The sequence below is a fragment of the Streptomyces sp. NPDC090088 genome, from assembly GCF_044747345.1.
GTDB lineage: Bacteria > Actinomycetota > Actinomycetes > Streptomycetales > Streptomycetaceae > Streptomyces.
Map to the genome: position 1 here is coordinate 45700 of NZ_JBIVDZ010000006.1, position 17385 is coordinate 63084.

25 protein-coding genes are annotated in these 17385 nt (G+C 69.0%); 16 read left to right on the forward strand and 9 right to left on the reverse strand.

Features of this window, described 5'->3' with window-relative positions:
* Positions 1 to 2 precede the first annotated feature (2 nt).
* The gene (locus tag ACIPSJ_RS27925) at positions 3 to 746 is read right to left on the reverse strand and encodes a PH domain-containing protein (protein WP_401350182.1); all 744 of its coding nucleotides are present in this window, start codon (positions 744 to 746) and stop codon (positions 3 to 5) included.
* Positions 747 to 1011: 265 nt separating this feature from the next.
* On the opposite strand from ACIPSJ_RS27925, the gene ACIPSJ_RS27930 reads away from it, so the two are divergent.
* The 3 genes from ACIPSJ_RS27930 (at position 1012) to ACIPSJ_RS27940 (ending at position 2319) form a co-directional block, all read left to right on the forward strand.
* Complete coding sequence (locus tag ACIPSJ_RS27930) at positions 1012 to 1521, forward strand: Uma2 family endonuclease (RefSeq protein WP_401350184.1); 510 nt, start codon at positions 1012 to 1014, stop codon at positions 1519 to 1521.
* Between the two features lie 115 nt (positions 1522 to 1636).
* The gene (locus ACIPSJ_RS27935) at positions 1637 to 1924 is read left to right on the forward strand and encodes a hypothetical protein (RefSeq protein ID WP_401350186.1); all 288 of its coding nucleotides are present in this window, start codon (positions 1637 to 1639) and stop codon (positions 1922 to 1924) included.
* On the forward strand, positions 1921 to 2319 hold the full coding sequence (locus ACIPSJ_RS27940) for a hypothetical protein (protein ID WP_401350188.1): 399 nt from the start codon (positions 1921 to 1923) through the stop codon (positions 2317 to 2319). The genes ACIPSJ_RS27935 and ACIPSJ_RS27940 overlap by 4 nt, the downstream gene beginning before the upstream one ends.
* A gap of 14 nt (positions 2320 to 2333) precedes the next feature.
* Here the strand turns inward: ACIPSJ_RS27940 and ACIPSJ_RS27945 are convergent, their stop codons facing one another.
* Positions 2334 to 2609, reverse strand: coding sequence for a hypothetical protein (locus ACIPSJ_RS27945; RefSeq protein ID WP_401350190.1), 276 nt, complete (start codon positions 2607 to 2609; stop codon positions 2334 to 2336).
* 118 nt (positions 2610 to 2727) lie between these two features.
* On the opposite strand from ACIPSJ_RS27945, the gene ACIPSJ_RS27950 reads away from it, so the two are divergent.
* The 5 genes from ACIPSJ_RS27950 to ACIPSJ_RS27970 all read left to right on the forward strand — a co-directional run bounded on the left by ACIPSJ_RS27950 (position 2728) and on the right by ACIPSJ_RS27970 (position 4622).
* Positions 2728 to 2859, forward strand: a complete 132-nt coding sequence (locus ACIPSJ_RS27950; protein WP_401350192.1) for a helix-turn-helix domain-containing protein — start codon at positions 2728 to 2730, stop codon at positions 2857 to 2859.
* Between the two features lie 45 nt (positions 2860 to 2904).
* On the forward strand, positions 2905 to 3552 hold the full coding sequence (locus ACIPSJ_RS27955; RefSeq protein WP_401350194.1) for a DUF5753 domain-containing protein: 648 nt from the start codon (positions 2905 to 2907) through the stop codon (positions 3550 to 3552).
* Entirely contained in the window at positions 3549 to 3770 is a 222-nt protein-coding gene (locus ACIPSJ_RS27960; protein ID WP_401350196.1) for a DUF397 domain-containing protein, read from the forward strand. Before ACIPSJ_RS27955 ends, ACIPSJ_RS27960 begins: the two co-directional genes overlap by 4 nt.
* Before the next feature lie 136 nt (positions 3771 to 3906).
* A complete protein-coding gene (locus ACIPSJ_RS27965) occupies positions 3907 to 4263 on the forward strand; it encodes a DUF6247 family protein (protein WP_359207810.1) in 357 nt (118 codons plus the stop codon).
* Complete coding sequence (locus ACIPSJ_RS27970) at positions 4260 to 4622, forward strand: hypothetical protein (RefSeq protein WP_401350198.1); 363 nt, start codon at positions 4260 to 4262, stop codon at positions 4620 to 4622. The genes ACIPSJ_RS27965 and ACIPSJ_RS27970 overlap by 4 nt, the downstream gene beginning before the upstream one ends.
* A gap of 967 nt (positions 4623 to 5589) precedes the next feature.
* Here ACIPSJ_RS27970 and ACIPSJ_RS27975 read toward each other — a convergent pair.
* From ACIPSJ_RS27975 to ACIPSJ_RS28000, 6 genes are all read right to left on the reverse strand, one after another.
* Positions 5590 to 7017: an ATP-binding protein gene (locus ACIPSJ_RS27975; protein ID WP_401350952.1), complete on the reverse strand. Its 1428-nt coding sequence runs from the start codon at positions 7015 to 7017 to the stop codon at positions 5590 to 5592.
* A gap of 50 nt (positions 7018 to 7067) precedes the next feature.
* A complete protein-coding gene (locus ACIPSJ_RS27980) occupies positions 7068 to 7802 on the reverse strand; it encodes a response regulator transcription factor (RefSeq protein WP_355722631.1) in 735 nt (244 codons plus the stop codon).
* 115 nt (positions 7803 to 7917) lie between these two features.
* Positions 7918 to 8151, reverse strand: coding sequence for a hypothetical protein (locus ACIPSJ_RS27985; RefSeq protein ID WP_359207801.1), 234 nt, complete (start codon positions 8149 to 8151; stop codon positions 7918 to 7920).
* A 44-nt stretch (positions 8152 to 8195) separates the two neighbouring features.
* Entirely contained in the window at positions 8196 to 9383 is a 1188-nt protein-coding gene (locus tag ACIPSJ_RS27990; RefSeq protein WP_401350201.1) for a S1C family serine protease, read from the reverse strand.
* Between the two features lie 168 nt (positions 9384 to 9551).
* Positions 9552 to 10574, reverse strand: a complete 1023-nt coding sequence (locus ACIPSJ_RS27995) for a LacI family DNA-binding transcriptional regulator (protein ID WP_359207795.1) — start codon at positions 10572 to 10574, stop codon at positions 9552 to 9554.
* Positions 10575 to 10681: 107 nt separating this feature from the next.
* Entirely contained in the window at positions 10682 to 11470 is a 789-nt protein-coding gene (locus ACIPSJ_RS28000) for a response regulator transcription factor (RefSeq protein WP_355722619.1), read from the reverse strand.
* A gap of 189 nt (positions 11471 to 11659) precedes the next feature.
* Between ACIPSJ_RS28000 and ACIPSJ_RS28005 the strand changes: the two genes are divergently transcribed.
* The 8 genes from ACIPSJ_RS28005 (at position 11660) to ACIPSJ_RS28040 (ending at position 16962) form a co-directional block, all read left to right on the forward strand.
* Positions 11660 to 12496, forward strand: a complete 837-nt coding sequence (locus ACIPSJ_RS28005) for an alpha/beta hydrolase (protein WP_401350204.1) — start codon at positions 11660 to 11662, stop codon at positions 12494 to 12496.
* 53 nt (positions 12497 to 12549) lie between these two features.
* Entirely contained in the window at positions 12550 to 12804 is a 255-nt protein-coding gene (locus ACIPSJ_RS28010) for a MoaD/ThiS family protein (protein WP_355722613.1), read from the forward strand.
* Between the two features lie 9 nt (positions 12805 to 12813).
* Entirely contained in the window at positions 12814 to 13890 is a 1077-nt protein-coding gene (locus ACIPSJ_RS28015) for a hypothetical protein (protein ID WP_401350207.1), read from the forward strand.
* 315 nt (positions 13891 to 14205) lie between these two features.
* Entirely contained in the window at positions 14206 to 14943 is a 738-nt protein-coding gene (locus tag ACIPSJ_RS28020; RefSeq protein WP_359207783.1) for a DUF2993 domain-containing protein, read from the forward strand.
* A 213-nt stretch (positions 14944 to 15156) separates the two neighbouring features.
* Complete coding sequence (locus ACIPSJ_RS28025; protein WP_350751515.1) at positions 15157 to 15237, forward strand: Ms5788A family Cys-rich leader peptide; 81 nt, start codon at positions 15157 to 15159, stop codon at positions 15235 to 15237.
* A 127-nt stretch (positions 15238 to 15364) separates the two neighbouring features.
* Positions 15365 to 16204 (forward strand): sulfurtransferase, encoded by an 840-nt coding sequence (locus ACIPSJ_RS28030; protein WP_359207780.1) that lies wholly within the window; start codon positions 15365 to 15367, stop codon positions 16202 to 16204.
* Between the two features lie 75 nt (positions 16205 to 16279).
* A complete protein-coding gene (locus ACIPSJ_RS28035; RefSeq protein WP_093501297.1) occupies positions 16280 to 16567 on the forward strand; it encodes a DUF1416 domain-containing protein in 288 nt (95 codons plus the stop codon).
* 131 nt (positions 16568 to 16698) lie between these two features.
* Positions 16699 to 16962, forward strand: coding sequence for a DUF3099 domain-containing protein (locus tag ACIPSJ_RS28040; RefSeq protein ID WP_359207776.1), 264 nt, complete (start codon positions 16699 to 16701; stop codon positions 16960 to 16962).
* Positions 16963 to 17014: 52 nt separating this feature from the next.
* Here ACIPSJ_RS28040 and ACIPSJ_RS28045 read toward each other — a convergent pair whose 3' ends face one another.
* Entirely contained in the window at positions 17015 to 17377 is a 363-nt protein-coding gene (locus tag ACIPSJ_RS28045; protein ID WP_359207773.1) for a DsrE family protein, read from the reverse strand.
* Between the last annotated feature and the right edge of the window lie 8 nt (positions 17378 to 17385).

A 17385-nucleotide genomic window follows, 5' to 3' on the forward strand; every position in this document is an offset into this window, starting at 1 on the left:
GGCTACGGCTGCCGGGCCGGGGAGCGCGGCGGCCGGGTGCTCCAGTACCGGTCCAGTACGACGGCGAGGGCGACGCCCGAGGTCATGGGCACACACACCATGAGCAGGAACGGGTGGTCCGGGCGCCCCACGGCGACCCGCCAGATGTCGACCACGACCATGAGCACGAAGACCGCGATCCCGCCGTATGCCCCCCATGTCCCCGCTCTGCGGCGCGTCACCCCCCGCTGGATCCGCTCCTCGACGTCCGGACGGCGCTCCCAGGTGAGGCTGCGGTGCGGGGCCGCGGCCAGGCACAACTCGGCGACCTCGGCGTACGGGTCGTCCAGCTGCCAGTCGTTGAGGTGCCACAGCAGGAAGCGGCGGCCCTCGAAGTCGTACAGGTAGGTGAGCCACTGCGGGGCCGCCCGCCCGGAACCGCGCGGGGCCTGCTCCACCCGGATGTCGTACACCTCCGACCAGGCCCAGGTCCGCGTACGCAGCGGGCCCCGCGCGGTGATCCCGGCGGCCGTGACCCTGGTGCGTGCCCGGAACTGCTCCAGCGCGATCCGCGCGATCGTCAGGGCCATCAGCAGCGCGAAGGCCGGTGGCCCCCACCGGAACCCGCTGCCGCCCCCGTCCCCGTCGTGGGAGACCCGGCTGGTCTGGATGAACGCGTTCACCATCAGCAGCCCCGGCAGGAGGAGGTACGCGAGGGGCGGCCTGCGCCGCCTCCGGTACTCCCGCCCGACTCCACCCTCGTCCACGAACCGCGCCCCTCCCCAGGCGCACCGAACGGGTGCGCGACTGGGGAGAGGATAAGGCCGCTTCCTGAGGCGTCAGGAGGCAGCGGGCGTCTGGCTCGTCCTCGCTCGAACGGGTAGCTGTAGTCGATTCCCCTGATCACTCGCGGTGCTTTACCTACCGTGAACAGCCCACCCTCGCGGAGGAGGTGTCGCCTTGACTGCTCTCGCACCCGAGTTCTCGAACCGACCCGCCCTGGACCAGGTCCTGTGGCAGGCGTGGAAGGCCATGGAACTCCCCGAGGGCTACCGCCCTGAGATCATCGAGGGAGCCATCGAGGTGTCGCCCACCCGCCGCTACTCGCACGGCCAGATCGTCTTCATGTTGAGGGAGACGTTGGCTGAGTTCCTCAAAGACGGGGATTTCGCCGCCCGGAACGACACGAACGTCATCCATGAGAACCGCGCTTGGGTGCCTGACCTGTTCGTCGTCGCCAAGGACCCCGAGCGCTACGTGACGGACGACGGGCTGGGCCTGACGGCTGCGGCTGTACGGGTCGTCTTCGAGGTCGCCTCTCCTGGGAAGCGCAGTCTGGACCGCGACCGCGTCCGCAAGCGCCGTGAGTACGCCCGCGCCGGCATCCCCGTGTACGTGATCATCGACGACTACGACGGCCAGGGCGCCGTCACCCTCTTTTCACCGGCCCCCGCCCCGACAAGGCCGACTGGGAGGACATCCACAGGGTCCCCTACGGCACCGAGGTCACCGTTCCCGAGGGGCCCGCCAAGGGGTTGGTGATCGGGGAGGCGATCACCGGGCCGAAGCGCGAGTGAGTGTGAGGCGGTGTGAACACCATCGGGTGAAGCTGCTTGGTATTGAGACCATGGCGCCGTGGCGGGATCATGGTGTGAATATGGCAGACAACACGACGATCCAAGTGTCCCGCCAGGCCCGGGACCACCTTGCCCAAGTCGCCAAGGAGCGGGGTCTCACGCTGGGGCAGCTCGTTGAGGATCTTGCCGCCCAGCAGCTCACGGCTGCGCAGATCGCCGAACGGGTAGCGGCCACCCGCCAGGTTCTGCGTGAGCGGATGGGCTGCACCCTCACCGACGAGGAGTTCGACCAGGGGCCCGACGTGCTGGCCAACATCTACGCGATGGCGGCCGAGAAGATGCACGCGCAGCGGGGCAAGGCTTCGTGATCATCCTCGACGCGACCGCCGTCCTCGCGATGACGCGAGGGCACCGGGCCCTCCATCTTCTGGCCAACAACGTCGCCAACACGCCCGGAGACTGGCTGCACATCCCCGCGCTGTGCCTCATGCACGCCGAAGCGAAGGAGAAGGGCGCTGTCGGCGACGTCCTCCGTCTCGCCGGTGTCATGGTCGACCCGCTCGGCCAGGCAGCGGCGGCCACGGTCGGCGCGATGTACCGCGAGGGGTGGGGCGGCCCCGATGTCTGTCACGCCCTGTACGTCGCGGAACCCCACCTGGAGACCGGCGGCATGTCGATCATCCTGACCGGCCAGGAGGACGCCTACCCGCCAGGCATTCTCACGGTCGACATCGGCTCCCCGGGAATGCTCGGCTTCCACTGAGCCTCCGGCGGTCCTCACCCGTCACGCTCCAGCAGGCGCCCGCCCCGGCTGACCGCGATGCGGATCACGTCCTCCAAGGACTCGGTTGCCCGTGTCAGGGCCGACCGTACGGCGAACTCACCCGCCTTCGCGTCGGCGAGAACGGCCCGGGCCCCGGCCAGCACGTCCTTGCCCGAAGCGAGTTGAGCCACCTCGACGCCGTCCGCGAGGAGGGAGAGGCTGCTCCGGTGGTCGTCGGCGCTGAGGTAGCAGGGGTGGCCGTCGAGGTTGGTCCAGGGGAGGAGGCGCATGCCGGGGATCCTTTGGGGTGTGGGGATCACTGTTCGTGTACTGATCGTCACTGCTGCCCCGTACGCTGCGGAAGAGGCCCGGCGTTGACGGCGGCTCCGGGCAACGGGGAGGGGTGACGTGGGCGAACAGACTGACGCGGGGCCGGTTTCCGGGCGGGCCGTGCTGGGGCAGACGTTGAAAGTGCTGCGGGACAAGGCCGGGAAGTCGCTCGGGCAACTGGCTGCCGAGACGGGGTACGACAAGAGTTAGCTGAGCCGGCTGGAGTCCGGGGAACGGCTGTCCAAGGTGACGGTCATGGAGGACTTGGACGGGTACTACGGCACGGGCGACCTGCTGGTCAGCCATTGGAGAGTGGCTCGGCTGGACGCGTTCAAGGACCAGTACAGGGAGTTCATGGGGCTGGAGGCGACGGCGCGGGTCATGTGGAAGTTCTCGCCGGGCATTCCTGGACTTCTCCAGACCGAGGACTTCGCTCGTGACGTGTTGTCCGGGGCGCTGGCAACGGCAGCCGGAGACGAGTCGGTCGAGGAACAGGTGGCCGCGCGTCTTGGTCGGCAGTACCTGCTGAGGCAGAAGCCTCAGCCCGAAGTCCGCGTCATCGTGGACGAGTTCGCGTTCCGGCGTCCTGCCGCCCAGGGCGAGACCTGGCAGGACCAATTGCGTCATCTTGAGGCCGCCGCGCTGTGGCCCAACGTGACGCTCCAGGTACTCCCCTTCTCTGCGGGGGCGCATCACCATATGAGCGGGTCATTGACGCTGCTCTGGCAGCGGGACGGAAGCGCTGTCGCCTACACCGAAGGCAACAGCAAGGGTTGGTTGTTCGAAGATCCGGACGAAATCCTGCGAGAGCGACTGTCCTACGATCGGCTCCGCGACCTGGCACTGTCCCCGCCGGACTCGCTCGCGTTCATCAGGGACCTACTGGAGGAGCACGGACCATGACCCACACCCCCGACCTCAGCAACGCCGTGTGGCGCAAGTCGAGCTACAGCGACGGGGGAGACAACAACTGCGTGGAGGTCGCCGACGGCCACCCCGGCATAGTCCCCGTCCGGGACAGCAAGCTCCCGGCCGCCCGTACGCTGCTCTTCTCCGGCCCCTCCTGGTCCCGTTTCGTCGCGGCGGTCAAGGGAAACGGAGGCCCACACACGTCTGGGTGATATATGCCCGAAGTCCTGATGTTCGAGGCTTCGCCCGCTTCACGCTGGATCTTGTGACAACGACACGAACGACTGATCCACGAAGTTCGAGGCGGCTATGGTCGTAGACACGAAGCGTCGAAGGAGGGCAACGGTCATGACCGCTCACGCCACGGAGAACGACCAGGTCATCCCGCCTATGCCGGAGCGGACGCCGAAGGCGCTTCGCGCGGCCATCGCCGAGCATGCCCCCGAACTGCTCCCCGACTTCGACAGGCACTGGAAAAGGGCGATCGCTTCGAGCGCCGACACCTTCAATCTCCCTCCTGTGCCGGCGTTCATGGCCCTCTGGTGGGGTGAGTACGCCCTCGCCCGCGATCCCAAGTTGGACGCGCACGTGCACGATCTCGAAATCCGGGCCTCGGAGTCCACCGACGGCGCCGAAGCCAGGGCCCTTCTCGAAGAGGCATCGAAGATTCGCCATCGTGTGCAAAAACTGGAGCCGGGCGAGTGACCGACGGGTTTATGGGGCCGCCCTGGCAGATGGACTGGACGCTTGACGCCCGCTCAGCCTTCGAGGCAGTGCCCGCCCACGTTCGTGAGATCGTCCTGGCCGCACGGGTCGCACTGGTCACGGCGAAGGACCCTTATTTCCGAGGTATCGAGACGGATGCCTGCCTTCCTGATGGAACGCAGATCATGCCGGTCCGATCCAGTGATCCGAAGGGTGCTCGTCTGCTCCTCTTCGACGATGAGCACGGCTGGCTCAAGTACACGTTCGTACCCCGCATCGCAGACCCGCAGATCATCGTGGAAGAGTTTTTCTGGCTGGGAGTTGAACCGCCTATGGAACCCCCGTCGGAGCCTGCTTGAAAACAGCTCAACTTGCACCAGACGAGAGTGCAGTTCATGCTTCGCATCTAGATGAGCCACAAGATGGGCTTCACCAGCTCGTAAGGCGCGTCGAGCCTGGAAGGAAACGGAAATCAGAGCCCCTCGGTCGCCGTGTGATGAGTGGGATCACCACCCCGGTGGCGAGGGGCTCTGTCACGTCATCACCCCGTTCAGCAGGCTCTTTCAATCCGAGGACACAGGATGAAAGGGCTCGCTGAGGATGTCTTAGCGTCATTCCTTATTTATCGGGGTGTTGGCGGTTCGGGCGTGCCAGTCGAGGGCTTACGGGCGAATGCATTGCCTGTAGTGCCGCTATGCCGATCAGTCGTGAGATCCCTTCCAGATATCCACAAGAGGTCCTGCCATCGAGTAGAGCAGGCCGTAATCATCTGCCCATAGGAAGTTCGCATTCTGGTTCTGTATCCGAGAGCTATCCGCAGTCCAGAACTGTCCGGAGCGGTCACCTCCACAGGGGCTCAGCCAGACTGAGTTCTGGCCGGGGTTGTCGGCGGTTGTGAGGCAGTCCCCCGTGGAGTTGCTTACCAGCCGACGCATCGTGTGACCGTTCCAGCTGTTTGACTCAGTACCCCAATGCCACAGGGTCGACGACCCGCCTGAGCATGAACCGTGAATGGGCGTAGAACTGGAGACCTTCAGGCAGTCACCGTAGTGTTCGTTAACGTATGTCCAGTTGGTCGCTGCCGAGGCAGTGGACAGGGCCCCTGCGATGGTGAGCGCGAATGCGGCAAGCCCGGTGGGCACACCGACGCGCAAAGTGGATCTCCTGGATATCATGAATATGATTATTTTATGTGGTGCCTGTCGACCAATTTTGATCGATTTAATTCACGTTGAACATGAGGTGAATCTTTGTCTGTCTTGGAAGGTCTGATATATCCGAATTAGGCACCCGAAGTCGTGGAATGGGCCGTGGCTGAGCGAACGGTCACGCCGAGTCTGGCGGAGCCGTAGGCGCTCCCGGCAGGCGTACGGTCGCCACCGTGCCGCCGCCGGTGGCGCGGGCCAACGTGACGTCGCCGCCGGCCTGTTGGACGGTGCGGGCCACGATGGAGAGGCCGAGGCCGGAGCCGGGGAGGGCGCGGGCGCTGGGGGAGCGCCAGAAGCGGTCGAAGACGTGGGGGAGTTCGTCCTCGGGGATGCCGGGGCCGTGGTCGCGCACCGTGAGGACACCGCGTTCCAGGGCGACGTCGATCGTGCCGCCCTCCGGGCTGAACTTCACCGCGTTGTCGAGGATGTTGACGATCGCCCGCTCCAGCGCGGACGGCTCCGCCCGCACGAACCACGGCTGGACATCCGCCGTGATCTTCAGCTCCGGGCCACGCAGCCGGGCACGGCTCAGGGCCGCCTCGACGGTGTCCTGGAGGGCCACCACCTGTACGCGTTCACCGCGCTGGCCTTCGGAGCGGGACAGTTCCTGAAGGTCGCCGATCAGCGACGCCAGCTCCGTCATCTGCGCCTTCACCGAGGCGAGCAGGGCCTTGCGGTCCGCCGGGGGGAGGGGGCGGCCCGTCTCCTCGCTGCGGGTGAGGAGCTCTATGTTCGTGCGCAGGGAGGTCAGGGGCGTGCGGAGTTCGTGGCCGGCGTCGGCGATGAGCTGCTGCTGGAGTTCCCGGGAGTTCGCGAGTGACGTCGTCATCGAGTTGAACGAACGGGACAGGCGGGCGATCTCGTCGTCCGTCTCGTTCTCCACGGGGATGCGGATGCTCAGGTCCTCGGTGCGGGCGACGTGCTCGACGGCCTCAGTGAGTTTGTCGACGGGACGGAGACCGGCCCGGGCGACGGCGAGGCCTGCGGCTCCGGCGCCGAGGACACCTACACCGGAGACGAGGAGAAGAAGCAGGGCCAGGTCGTTGAGGGTTTTCTGGGTGTTCTTGAGGGGGACGGCGCTCATGAGTGCCATCTCGGGGTAGATCCGGGGCTGCGACCCGAGACCCTGGCTGACGACCAGGGGGATTGTGAGTACTCGGACGTCGTTTCCCGAGGTGTCCACACCGTTGTGGTAGATCCCCCTGCCGCTCGCCGCGTTCTTGGCAACGGCCTTGTCGTCGCTTGTCGTCTTCAGCGTGCCCGGGGAATCCGAGGAGACACAGGACGAGCCGTCGGCCTTTATCAACTGTGTGTAGTAGGAGTCACGCAACCGTAGACCGCCCGAGTCCGACGTGGAATCCGCCGTCTCGTCCGGCTTCTGCGGGCATACTGAGAGGACCCCCATCACGTCGTTGATCTGCAACGGCCGCTGTGTCGACTTCTTCAGGTCGGCGTCCAGCTGGTCGTACAGCTTCCCCTGCACGATGAACCAGCAGGTCACCGATACCGCTGCCACCGCGAACGCCACCGCTGCCGCGACCAGCATGGAGAGGCGGGCGCGGATCGGGAGGGTGCGGAGGCGGCGGGTGAGGGTGTTCACTCGGCGCCGCCCTGGCGCAGGACGTACCCGACGCCGCGCACGGTGTGGACGAGGCGCGGCTCGCCGCCGGCCTCGGTCTTGCGGCGGAGGTACATGACGTAGACGTCCAACGAGTTCGACGACGGTTCGAAGTCGAAGCCCCAGACGGCCTTGAGGATCTGCTCGCGGGTGAGGACCTGGCGCGGGTGCGCCATGAACATCTCAAGGAGGGTGAACTCGGTGCGGGTCAGTTCGACCTGGCGGCCGGCCCGGGTCACCTCGCGCGTCGCGAGGTCCATGCGCAGGTCGCCGAAGGTGAGCGCCTCGTCCTCCTCGGCCCCCTCGACCACGGACGCCGCGTACGAGCTGCGGCGCAGCAGGGCACGGATCCGGGCGAAGAGCTCGTCGAGTTCGAACGGCTTGACCAGGTAGTCGTCGGCCCCCGCGTCGAGCCCGGTGACGCGGTCGCCGACCGTGTCGCGGGCCGTCAGCATCAGGATCGGGGTCGTGTCGCCCGCGCCGCGGATGCGGCGGGCGGCCGTCATGCCGTCCATCCGCGGCATCTGGATGTCGAGGACCACCAGGTCCGGCTTGTACGCCGTCGCCTTCTCCAGCGCGTCGGCGCCGTCCACCGCGACCTCGGTCTCGTACCCCTCGAAGGCGAGGCTGCGCTGCAGGGCCTCGCGTACGGCCGGCTCGTCGTCGACGATCAGGATGCGCTGGGGTTCACGGTCGCCATCGGCGGGGCTCATCGCTCGCGGTTCCTCAGGGTGTGATGGTTCGGGATGCGGTGGTTCCTGGTGGACGCCTCTCAGCCTCGCATGTTTCCGGGCTGTCGGGTATGCGCGCCGGTGGGGCGAACCGCCCCTAGCCGCGGACCAGGGTCATACGGCTCAGCGGCACCTTGCGCTGGTGCGGACGGGCCGCGGAGGTGCGCAGCCCCATCAGCTGCGGGGCCGGCACGACCTCGGGGGCCCGCGGGGCCGGGGCCGTCACGGCCTCCGTCTCCGTCGGTGCGTGGAGTTCGTACGCCACCGCGAGGGCCAGGTCGATGCCGGCCGGTCCGATGCCGGTCACGTGGTGCGAAACCTGCTTGATCATGACGTACTCCCTACGTGCTCGTGCTCGTGCTCGTGCCGGGTGGTTCAGCTGGTGGAGCCCGCCCGCAGCTTGGCCAGGTCGGACTTGACGGTGTTGATCGGGATGGCGAAGCCGAGGCCGACGCTGCCGGCGTCCGAGGAGGACGAGGAGGAGTCGGAACTGGCCGAGTACATCGCCGAGTTGATGCCGATGATGTTGCCGCCGGCGTCGATCAGCGCGCCGCCGGAGTTGCCGGGGTTCAGCGAGGCGTCGGTCTGGATCGCCTTGTAGGTCGTCGTCGACGAACCCGTGTCGCCGTTGAACTGCTGGCCGCCGAAGGAGAACGGCCACTGGCCGTCGCCGCCGCTGCCCTGGCTCTGCTGGTCCTGGCCCTCGTCGGTGGAGACGGTCACGTCCCGGTTGAGGGCGGAGACGATGCCGCTGGTGACGGTGCCGCTGAGGCCCTCGGGGGAGCCGATCGCCACGACCGTGTCGCCGACCTGGACCCCGTCGGAGTTGCCGAGGGTGGCGGGGCTGAGGCCGGAGGCGTCTTCGAGCTTGATGAGGGCGAGGTCCTTGGCGCTGTCGGTGCCGACCACCTTGGCGGTGTAGGACTTGCCCGCGCTCGTCGTCACCTTGACCGACGTGGCGCCGGAGATGACGTGGTTGTTGGTGATGATCTCGCCGTCGCTGGTGATGATCACGCCGGAGCCGGTGGAGGTGCCGTTGCTGAGGGTCGCGGTGATCTCGACGACGCTCGGGCTGACGGCCGCGGCGATCGTGGCGACGTCGCCCTTCTTGCTGGAAGGAACCACGCTGGTGGTGGTGCTGGAGGAGACGGTGTCGTTCTTGCCGGTCAGCTCCTGGAAGGCGTAGGCGGTGCCGCCGCCCACCGCCGCCGCGACGATGGCGACCGCGGCCAGCAGGGCTATCGGGCCCCGGGCACGCTTCTTCGGCGCCGAGTGAGCCGAGTGCGCGGCACCGTCGAGGGCGACGCCTTCGGGAGCGGCGCCTTCGTGGTGGGCCGAGAACTCCGGGAGCTGTGCGGTCTCCGGCTCCACCGGCACCGCCTGCGGCGCCGCCTCCGGCACCGGCTGCGGCGTCGGCTGGTGGGCCGGCGGGGGCGGCCACTCCGGGTTCACGGGGGAGGGAGCGGAGGCGTGCTGCTGCTGGGGGTACGCGCCCTGGTAGGCGTCACCCTGGGGACCCTGCGGGTTCTCGTACTCGCCGCTGCGGCGGAAGCTCTCGGTCATGACAAATAGCTTGTCCCGTGACCATGAGAGCTTCCTGAGTGCCCGCTGAGAAGGCCGCGAGAAGCGTGTTTGCCCGAAATAAGGAACCTTCTCGCAGGTCGGCGAGGGTTCTCAGGAGGCGTTCATAAAGGCTTTCCTGTGGGTCCTGTGGGCCAGGTGGGTGCGGGACTACGCGCACCCGCAGGAGCCACGCACCACCAGCCGGGAGGGGAACGTCTTCAGACGCTCTCTCCTCGACCCCGCCACCCGCAGCCCGTCGTCCAGTACCAGGTCCACCGCCGCGCGCGCCATCGCCGGGCGGTCCGAGGCGATCGTCGTCAGCGGGGGATCCGCCAGCGCCGCCTCCTTGATGTCGTCGAAGCCGGCCACGGCCAGCTCGCCGGGCACGTCGAGCCGCAGCTCCCGCGCCGCGCGCAGCACGCCGAGCGCCTGGTCGTCGGTGGAGCAGAAGACGGCCGGCGGGCGGGCGGGACCGGAGAGGATGTCCAGGGCCACGCGATACGCGTCGTAGCGGTTGTACGGCGCCTCGAACAGCCGGCCCTCCGTGTCGAGCCCCGCCTCGTCCATGGCCCGCTTCCAGCCCTCGACGTGGTCGGAGACCGGGTCGCCGACGGCCGGGGTCTCGGCCGTACCGCCCATACAGGCCACGTACTCGTACCCGTGCTCCAGCAGATGGCGGACGGCGAGCTGGGCGCCGCCCAGGTCGTCCGTCACCACGGCCACGTCGTCGATGGCCTCGGGCCGCTCGTGGAGGAGCACCACCCGGGCGTCCCAGGCGTCGATCTCGGCGGCGGCCAGGTCGTTGAGGGCGTGGGAGACGAGGATGAGGCCGGAGACCCGCATCCCGAGGAACGCGCGCAGATAGTGGACCTCGCGCTCGGCGACGTAGTCGGTGTTGCCGACCAGCACCATTTTCCCGCGCTCGGACGCGGCCTGCTCGACCGCGTGCGCCATCTCGCCGAAGAAGGGCTGGCGGGCGTCCGGGATGATCAGGCCTATGAGGTCGGTGCGCCGCGAGGCCATCGCCTGGGCGACCCGGTCGGGCCGGTACCCCAGTTCCTTGATCGCGGCGAGGACACGCTCGCGCGTGGCCGGGGCGACCGGCCGGGGTCCGTTGTTGATGACATAGCTGACAACGGCGGTCGAAGTTCCCGCCAGCCGCGCCACGTCATCCCGAGTCACCTTGGCCACGCGCGGAGTCTACGCGGATGGACCCGCTCTGGGCAGGGCGTATCGAAGCTTCGCTTGCGTAAGCAATGCCCCGGCCGGGCGACGGCCATGCCTCGCCCGGCCGACCACTACGCCTCCGCCGGTACCTCGACCGCGTCCAGAGCCGCCGAAGCGTCCGCATCCTCCGCCTTTGGCCGGTCCGCCTGCGCCTTCGCCGGGTCGCCGGCCCGCTCGCCGCGCTCACCCTTCTCGGGCGTAACGAATCGATAACCGACGTTCCGGACGGTGCCGATCAAGGACTCGTGCTCGACGCCGAGCTTGGCGCGCAGCCGTCGTACGTGGACGTCGACGGTCCGGGTGCCACCGAAGTAGTCGTACCCCCAGACCTCCTGGAGCAGCTGTGCGCGAGTGAACACCCGGCCGGGGTGCTGGGCCAGGTATTTCAGCAGCTCGAACTCCTTGAAGGTGAGGTCGAGGACCCGGCCCTTCAGCTTCGCGCTGTACGTCGCCTCGTCGACCGACAGGTCGCCGTTGCGGATCTCCATGGGGGAGTCGTCGGCGACGATCTGCTGGCGGCCCATGGCCAGGCGCAGCCGCGCCTCGACCTCGGCCGGGCCGGCGGTGTCGAGGAGCACGTCGTCGATGCCCCAGTCGGCGGTGACGGCGGCGAGCCCGCCCTCCGTCACGACCAGGATCAGCGGACAGCCGGGGCCGGTCGAGCGGAGCAGCTGGCAGAGGCTGCGGACCTGCGGGAGGTCACGGCGGCCGTCGATCAGGATGACGTCGGCACCCGGGGTGTCGACGAGGGCGGGGCCTTCGGCCGGGGCGACCCGCACGTTGTGCAGGAGCAGGCCGAGGGCCGGCAGCACCTCCGTCGACGGCTGGAGGGCGTTGGTCAGGAGCAGCAGAGAACTCATACGTCTGGTTCCTCCTCGGTCCCTGCGAGGACTGTGTGCAATGACACTGCGCTGCGCTCCCGAGCCTCCGCACCTCCACGGTCATCCCCGGTCACCTGGAGTTTCCCGCTTCGTATACAGAGCTTCCGAAAGCACAAAAGGACCCGGTGGCGGCGCTGCCCGAGTCCTCTGCCCAGCAGAATAGCCCACATGAGCATGGGTCCGGCAGGTCATGTGGCACGTTCCATCGTTCGTCCGCACTCTGAGACAAGCAGATACGCCCCTATCCGGACGTTTCTGCGCACCGCCGACGGGGTTTCCGTCGATTCCGTATACGATCCGGCCTCCGTCGTATACGACGGCTCCCCGCCACCTTCCCGTGACCTGGTGTTCGTCATGGCCCACGGTTTCACCGGAGACGTGGACCGGCCACACGTACGACGGGTGGTCGCCGCGCTGACGGATTACGCCCCCGTGGTCAGCTTCTCCTTCCGGGGCCACGGCCGCTCCGGCGGCCGCACCACCGTCGGCGACCGCGAGGTCCTCGACCTGGCGGCGGCGGTGCGCTGGGCGCGCGACCTCGGGCACCCGCGCGTGGTGACCGTCGGCTTCTCCATGGGCGGCTCGGTGGTCCTGCGGCACGCGGCGCTGCACGCCGGGGTCGACGCGGTCGTCTCGGTCTCCTCGCCCGCCCGCTGGTACTACCGGGGCACCGCCCCCATGCGCCGCGTCCACTGGCTGGTCACCCGGCCCGAGGGACGGCTGGTCGGCCGCTACGGCTTCCACACCCGCATCCACCACCGTGACTGGAACCCGGTGCCGCTGTCCCCGGTGGAGGCGGTGCCGAAGATCGCCCCCACCCCGCTGCTGATCGTGCACGGCGACAGCGACGGCTACTTCCCGGTGGACCACCCGAAGATGCTGGCCGACGCCGCAGGTGGGGCCGCCGAACTCTGGCTGGAGCCGGGCATGGGCCACGCGGAGCACGCGGCCGACGATGCGCTGCTGGCCAGGATCGGCGACTGGGCGGCGTCCAGGGCGGGCTAGCCTGACCCCGTACACAGCCGACTGATGAACTTCCGAGTCTCCTGAGGAACCGCATGCCCAAGGTCACGGTGCGCTACTGGGCCGCCGCGAAGGCCGCGGCCGGCGTCGCCGAGGAGCCGTACGACGCGGACACCCTCGCCGAGGCGCTGGACGCGGTACGCGCGCGACACCCCGGGGAACTGGCGCACGTCCTGCGGCGATGCTCCTTCCTCGTCGACGGTGATCCCGTCGGGACGCGCGCGCATGAGACGGTACGGCTGGCCGAGGGCGGCACGGTCGAGGTGCTCCCGCCGTTCGCAGGAGGGTGAGCGAGAGCGATGACCAACCAGCCGTACGAGGGCTACGACCCGTACCAGCAGCAGCCGCCTCAGCAGCCGCAGCAGCAGTGGGAGTACGAGGAGCAGCAGTACGCCACCCAGCAGTGGCAGGGACAGACCTGGGAGACCCAGACCCACGCGCCGGTGCAGGCCGCACAGGCACAGCCGCAGGCGCCGGCGTCGGCCGCCGAGACGGCGTACCTGCCGCAGCACACGTACGCCGCACCGGCGCAGCAACCGGCGTTCGCCGCCCCCGCCCCCGCCCCCGCTGCCGCCCCGGCGCCCGCCGGGACCGAGAGCTACGGCCCCGCGACCCTCGCCGGCAACGCGCGCATCACCGACGCCCAGCGGGCGCGCCTGGAGGGCCGCTCGCCGATCATCGAGCCCGGCATGCAGCCGGCCCTGCTCACCGCCCTGCTGGGCGTGCTGCTGGCGGCGACGGCGCCCCTGCCCTCGTACGCCCTGGTCGTCCCCCTGGTGGTCCTCCAGGCCGTGACGGCCGCGGGCTGGTTCCGTCTGAACGGCATGTGGCCGGCCCGCCAGGGCATCGCCCTCGCCTTCCTGGGCGGGCTGACGGCGGACGTGGCGGTCCTCGTCGCGGGCCGCGACCAGGCCCCGGCGGCGATCCTCGGCCCGCTGGGCATCTGGGTCCTGCTCACCCTGGTCCTCCAGCTCCGCTCCCACGCGGACCCGGACACCCGTATGTCCGGCCTGATGGCCACGGTCGCCTCCTCCGCGCTGGCGATCATCGCGACGGGTTACCTGGGCGCCGACCCCGACGCCGTGTCCGTCGGCGCCGCCGCGGTCGCGGTGGCCGTCCTGGCGAGGGCCCTGCCGCTGCCCACCCCGGCATCGGTGATCGTCTCCCTGCTGGCCGCCACCGGCGCCGGCATCGCGGTGGGCGGCATGACGGACCTCGGCACGAAGGGTGCGCTGACCGGCGTCGCGGCCGCGGCCTGCGCCCTCGTCGGCCACCGGGTCGCGAGCTACGACTACCCGTCAAGGTTCGTCCACTTCACCGCGGGCGTGGCCCTACCCCTGACGGCCGCGGCACCGGTGGTCTGGGTCCTCCACTGACATTTCCCACCCACCCACCCACCCACCCGACTCGGGCAGTGGAGAGCCCAGGCCGAGGGGGGTGGGTGGTGCTGGGGTGGAACCGGCGCGGCCTTCGAACGCGGGGCCGGGCGGCCAACCTGAGGGGCGCGGGGCTGTATCTGATGTGCGGCTGCCGCCGCGTGGGCGCGACCAGCCCCCACCGGCCCGCTGCCGAAACCCATGGCGACCCCCGCACTGTCACAGCTGGTCGACAATCCCCCGTCGGCCCGCCCCCGCAGGGTTAGCGTGGCGGGACCGACCTGCAGATGCTGCCGACCCGGGGGACCCCACCACATGCGCGCCCTGCGAATACTCCTGATCACCGTCGTCGTGCTCGGCGTTCTCTTCGTGGTCGTCGACCGTGTCGCCGTGTACTTCGCCGAAGGCCAGGCCGCCGACAAGCTGAAGACGACGGAGGGCCTCGCGAGCACCCCCGACGTCTCCATCAAGGGCTTCCCGTTCCTCACCCAGGTGGCCGACGGCACCCTCGACGACGTCGAGGTCGGCATCAAGGACTACGACGCGGCCACCGGCACCGCCGGCAAGACCATCCGCATCGACGACCTGCACGCCGATATGAAGGGCGTCACCTTCACCGGCGACTACAGCTCCGCCACCGCGCGGACCGCCACCGGCACCGCGCTCATCTCCTACGACGAGCTGCTCAAGAACGCCAAGACCGCGCCCACCGACCTCGGCCTCGGCTTCACCGGCCAGGTCGTCGGTCTCGCCGACGGCGGCAACGGCAAGATCAAGGTCACCCTCGACGTCACCGTCCCCGGCGTGAAAACCCACCAGAAGGTCCCCGTCCTCAGCACGGTCACCGTCAAGGACAACACCGTGCAGGTGCACGCCGACAACCTCCCCAAGCTCGCCGGCGTCAGCCTCGTCGAGGACCGCTTCCGCCAGGCCTCCGACTTCCAGCAGGCGATCGACCAGCTCCCCGGCGGCGTCCAGCTGGACACCGTGGAGGCCGTGAAGGACGGTGTGGAGATCGCGGTGAAGGGTTCGAACGTCAAGCTGGCCGGGTAGAAAGCGCCACGGCGGCGATCACCGGCGACCCCTCCCGCCGTCCATCAGGCGAGACGGCGGCGTCCGTACCGTAGATGTGACGACGCGTACAGGCGCCCGCCCGTCCCGGAACCATGCCCCGGGCCCGCAGCCCGTCCCACAATACGGACGATCGTGTCTCAACATACGACATGCCGGTGACATGCCCGGTTATCCGTCCCTACGATCGAGGCCATGAAGCGACAGGCGGACCTCACGAAGCGGCGGGCAGTCGACCTGTGCCGCGTCGCCGCCATGCTCTGTCGCCCCTTCTGACGGCGGAGGCCGTGCCGCCTCCGCATCCCCCCTGCCCTCCTTCGCCGAGGGCATCCGTGCGCGCCGAAGCGCGCGCACCCACCCGCACTCGCACGCCCCGCCGCAACTGCCCCGGAGGAGAAAGAGCATGAGCCGCAGCGACGTCCTCGTCGATGCCGAGTGGGTCCAGGACAACCTGGACAACCCCGAGATCGCGATCGTGGAGGTGGACGAGGACACGTCCGCCTACGAGAAGAACCACATCAAGAACGCGATCCGCATCGACTGGACCAAGGACCTGCAGGACCCGGTCCGCCGCGACTTCATCGACCAGGAGGGCTTCGAGAAGCTCCTGTCGGCGAAGGGCATCGCCAACGACACGCTGGTGATCCTCTACGGCGGCAACAACAACTGGTTCGCGTCCTACGCCTACTGGTACTTCAAGCTCTACGGCCACGACAACGTCAAGCTCCTCGACGGCGGCCGCAAGAAGTGGGAGCTGGACGCCCGCGAGCTGGTCGAGGAGGTCCCGGACCGCACCGAGACCACCTACAAGGCCAAGCCGCAGAACACCGCGATCCGCGCCTTCCGCGACGACGTCGTGGCGGCCATCGGCTCGCAGAACCTCGTCGACGTCCGTTCCCCCGACGAGTTCTCCGGCAAGCTGCTCGCCCCGGCCCACCTGCCGCAGGAGCAGTCCCAGCGCCCCGGCCACGTGCCCTCGGCCCGCAACATCCCGTGGTCGAAGAACGCCAACGACGACGGCACCTTCAAGTCGGACGACGAGCTCAAGGAGCTCTACGCCGAGGAGCAGGTCGACCTCGCCAAGGACACCATCGCGTACTGCCGTATCGGCGAGCGCTCGGCCCTGACCTGGTTCGTCCTGCACGAGCTGCTCGGTGTCGAGAACGTCAAGAACTACGACGGCTCGTGGACCGAGTACGGCAGCCTCGTCGGCGTCCCGATCGAGCTCGGCGCCAACAAGTAGGACCCTCGGCAACACCCCGGCAGGATCTCAAGACCTCAGACCGACCTTTCAAGACCCCATCCTCAGGAGTACGACATGTGTGGAGCGAAGGCCGGCGGCCCGGACCCCTCGACGATCAAGCCCGGTGAGACCACGATCCAGGGTCAGGTGACGAAGGACGGCGAGCCCGTGGTCGGCTACGTCCGCCTGCTCGACTCGACCGGCGAGTTCACCGCGGAGGTCCCCACCTCCGCCACCGGACAGTTCCGCTTCTACGCGGCCGAGGGCACCTGGACCGTCCGCGCCCTCGTCCCCGGCGCCACCGCCGACCGCACGGTCGTCGCCCAGCAGGGCGGCCTGGCCGAGGTCGCGATCGCGGTCTGAGCACATCGGAAAGGGCCGCACCTCCCGGATCACACTCCGGAAGGTGCGGCCCTTCGCCGTCGCGTCGCCCCTCCTGGGGCCGGGGGGTCTGCCATGGCGCCGGACTCGCTGTGCCGACCTACCCTGGATGCATGCTGGCCCGTCGCCGTCGCGTCTACTTCGTCATGATGGGGATCTGCATCGGTCTCTTCGTCCTGGCGTGGAGTGTCGTACGCCTCTGGTCCGTCCCCGCCGCCGTGGGGATGTGCGTGGTGGCCATGGTCATCCCCCCGGTCGCCGCGATGGTCGCGAACCGCCGCGGCCCCGACGACCGCTGGTGGGACGACCCGTCCGGCGATCCCCAGTCGGACGAGTGGTGGGACGAGCTGGACGGCAAGAAGCGGCCGAGGTCCTAGGCGCTGTCCCAGGCCTCGCCCCAGTCCTCGCCCCAGGCACTCTCCGGCGCCGCTAGTACACGAGCGCCTGCGCCCCCTCCGCCATCGCCTCCTGCACGAAGACCTGCGCGCCCGCGATCCGTACGCCCTCGATGACGTCCTTCTCCGTGATGTCCCGGCGGGCCGCGCACTGGGTGCAGAGGGTGAGCGTGCCGCCCGCCAGGATCGAGTCGACCAGGTCGGGGAGCGGGGCGGCATGCGGCAGTTCGAACTCGGCGGCGCGGCCCGGCAGCGCGAACCACGCGGACTCGCCGGTCAGCCACATCGACACCTCGACGCCGCTGGCCACGGCCACCGCCGCCACCGTGAACGCCTGCGAGCACCGCTCGGGGGCGTCCACCCCCGCCGTCACCTTGATCACGAGCTTCTTCGCCATACCGGAAG